The sequence below is a fragment of the Enterobacter cloacae complex sp.6700776 genome (assembly GCF_048284255.1).
GTDB classification, from domain to species: Bacteria; Pseudomonadota; Gammaproteobacteria; order Enterobacterales; family Enterobacteriaceae; genus Enterobacter; species Enterobacter intestinihominis.
Genome location: NZ_JBLVYK010000044.1, coordinates 1 through 2,533 on the forward strand (window position 1 = coordinate 1; position 2,533 = coordinate 2,533).

2 protein-coding genes and 1 tRNA gene are annotated in these 2,533 nt (G+C 55.4%); 2 read left to right on the forward strand and 1 reads right to left on the reverse strand.

Translation table 11 applies throughout. The features are described 5' to 3' along the window. Positions 1-391: 391 nt before the first annotated feature. Positions 392-1,309 carry a nitrogen assimilation transcriptional regulator NAC gene (gene nac / locus ACNQ0T_RS23080; protein WP_022648585.1) on the forward strand — a complete coding sequence of 306 codons (918 nt, stop codon included), beginning with the start codon at positions 392-394 and terminating at the stop codon, positions 1,307-1,309. Positions 1,310-1,405: 96 nt separating this feature from the next. Beyond that, positions 1,406-2,356, forward strand: a complete 951-nt coding sequence (gene cbl / locus ACNQ0T_RS23085; protein WP_003859532.1) for an HTH-type transcriptional regulator Cbl — start codon at positions 1,406-1,408, stop codon at positions 2,354-2,356. 99 nt (positions 2,357-2,455) lie between these two features. On the opposite strand, the gene ACNQ0T_RS23090 is transcribed toward cbl, so the two are convergent. Next, positions 2,456-2,531: transfer RNA gene (locus ACNQ0T_RS23090), tRNA-Asn, on the reverse strand. Between the last annotated feature and the right edge of the window lie 2 nt (positions 2,532-2,533).

Below are 2,533 nucleotides of genomic sequence, written 5' to 3' on the forward strand. Positions count from 1 at the left end.
CCTCTGACTGGACTCGAACCAGTGACATACGGATTAACAGTCCGCCGTTCTACCGACTGAACTACAGAGGAATCGTGTGAACGGGGCGCATATTATCGACCTGCGTACGCCTTGTCAAAGGATGGATCGCCGACTTTAGACTGTTTGCTGACAAAATCAGCAAACTGACGTTTTTGCCAACGGAATGCACCATTATTGTGCAGATATACCCCGAATGGGGCAGATCGGAATCCGTTGTCACTGTCTGAAAACAGGCACCAGCGATTGGCTTTCCTTATTTTCAGCCGCTTAGCAAAGATATTGATTCGCTGCCAAAACCTGGCATCCATATTGCAAAACCTGTTTAACAACACAGCCGTTACCGGCACGCTATTTTCGAACAGGGGGCAACATGAACTTAAGACGACTGAAATACTTCGTAAAAATCGTCGATATCGGCAGCCTGACCCAGGCGGCTGAAGTGCTGCATATCGCGCAGCCTGCGCTGAGCCAGCAGGTCGCGACTCTGGAAGGCGAAATGGACCAGCAACTGTTGATCCGCACCAAGCGCGGCGTAACGCCTACCGAAGCGGGAAAAATTTTATATACCCATGCCCGTACGATCCTGCGTCAGTGCGAACAGGCGCAACTGGCCGTGCACAACGTAGGTCAGACCCTGAGCGGGAATGTCTCCATCGGCCTGGCGCCGGGAACGGCCGCATCGTCGGTAACCATGCCGCTGCTTCAGGCGGTGCGCGCGGAGCTACCGGAAGTGCTGGTTTATCTGCATGAGAACAGTGGTTCCGTGCTCAATGACAAACTGCTCAACGGTCAGCTGGATATGGCGGTGCTGTACGATCGCTCACCGGTTGCCGGGATCACCAGCCAGCCGCTGCTTAAGGAAGATCTTTATCTGGTCGGGACCCGTGATTGCCCCGGCCAGAGCATTGATTTAACCGCCGTGGCAGAGATGAACCTGTTCCTGCCGCGCGACTACAGCGCCGTGCGTGTTCGCGTTGACGAAGCGTTCTCGCTGCGCCGTCTGACGGCGAAGATTATCGGTGAGATTGATTCCATCTCCACGCTGACTGCCGCCATTGCCAGCGGCATGGGGGTAACGGTACTGCCCGAGTCTGCCGCACGTTCACTGTGCAGCGCGGCGAATGGCTGGATGGCCCGCATCACCACGCCATCCATGAGCTTACCGCTGTCGTTGAATATGTCCGCGCGCGGCTCCCTGTCACCGCAGGCGCAGGCGGTGAAAGAGATCCTGATGTCTCTGGTCAGTAAGCCGTCGCTGGAAAATCGCGAGCTGCAACTGGTCAGCTGATATTCCAAATAAGCATAAGATGCTGGTTTTTATTATTTGTTCTTCAGCCCGGCTGACTCTAACAATAGCCTTATGTCAGATGCGCCGGAGTGAATCGTGAATTTCCAGCAACTTAAAATTATTCGTGAGGCGGCCAGGCGGGATTACAACCTGACCGAGGTCGCCAACATGCTTTACACCTCCCAGTCAGGCGTCAGCCGACATATCCGCGAGCTTGAGGAGGAGTTAGGCATTGAGATTTTTATCCGTCGCGGCAAGCGCCTGCTGGGCATGACGGAGCCAGGCAAGGCATTGCTGACCATCGCTGAGCGCATTCTCAACGAGGCCAGCAACGTTCGTCGGCTGGCAGATCTCTTTACCAACGACGCTTCAGGTGTGCTGACAATCGCCACCACCCATACGCAGGCGCGCTACAGTCTTCCGACCGTTATCAAAGCATTTCGTGAGATCTTCCCGGACGTACGTCTGGAACTGATCCAGGGCACGCCGCAGGAAATCGAAGTGCTGCTGCATAACGGTGGGGCAGATATTGGTATCGCCAGTGAACGGCTGAGCAACGACCCGCTGCTGGTGGCGTTCCCGTGGTTCCGCTGGCATCACAGCCTGCTGTTACCCGCCGATCACCCGCTGAATCAGGTTTCGCCGTTGACGCTGGAAGAGATCGTCAAATGGCCGCTGATTACCTACCGGCAGGGCATTACCGGACGCTCGCGCATTGATGAAGCGTTCAAGCGTAAAGGGCTCACACCGGACGTGGTGCTGAGCGCGCAGGATTCCGACGTGATCAAAACCTACGTCGAGTTAGGGCTGGGGATTGGCCTGGTGGCCGAGCAGTCTGGCGGAGAATATGAAGCCGGAAATCTGGTGCGCCTGGATACGCGTCATCTTTTCGACGCGAATACCGTCTGGCTGGGGCTAAAGCGCGGGCAGCTTCAGCGCAACTACGTGTGGCGATTTATCGAGCTGTGCAATGCAGGGCTGTCCGTGGATGAGATCAAACGCCAGGTGATGGAACCGGAAGAAGTGGCGATTGATTATCAGATTTAGTCGCTAATCAGTAGGCCGGGTAAGGCGCAGCCGCCACCCGGCAAATTTACCGAACCCACAAAAGCAAAAAGCCTGCTTTAAAAGCAGGCTTTTCAAATTTGGCTCCTCTGACTGGACTCGAACCAGTGACATACGGATTAACAGTCCGCCGTTCTACCGACTGAACTACAGAGGAAT

Coding starts and splice junctions, on each gene's coding strand:
- nac (WP_022648585.1), top strand. CDS start 392: ATGAACTTAAGACGACTGAAATACTTCGTAAAAATCGTCGATATCGGC.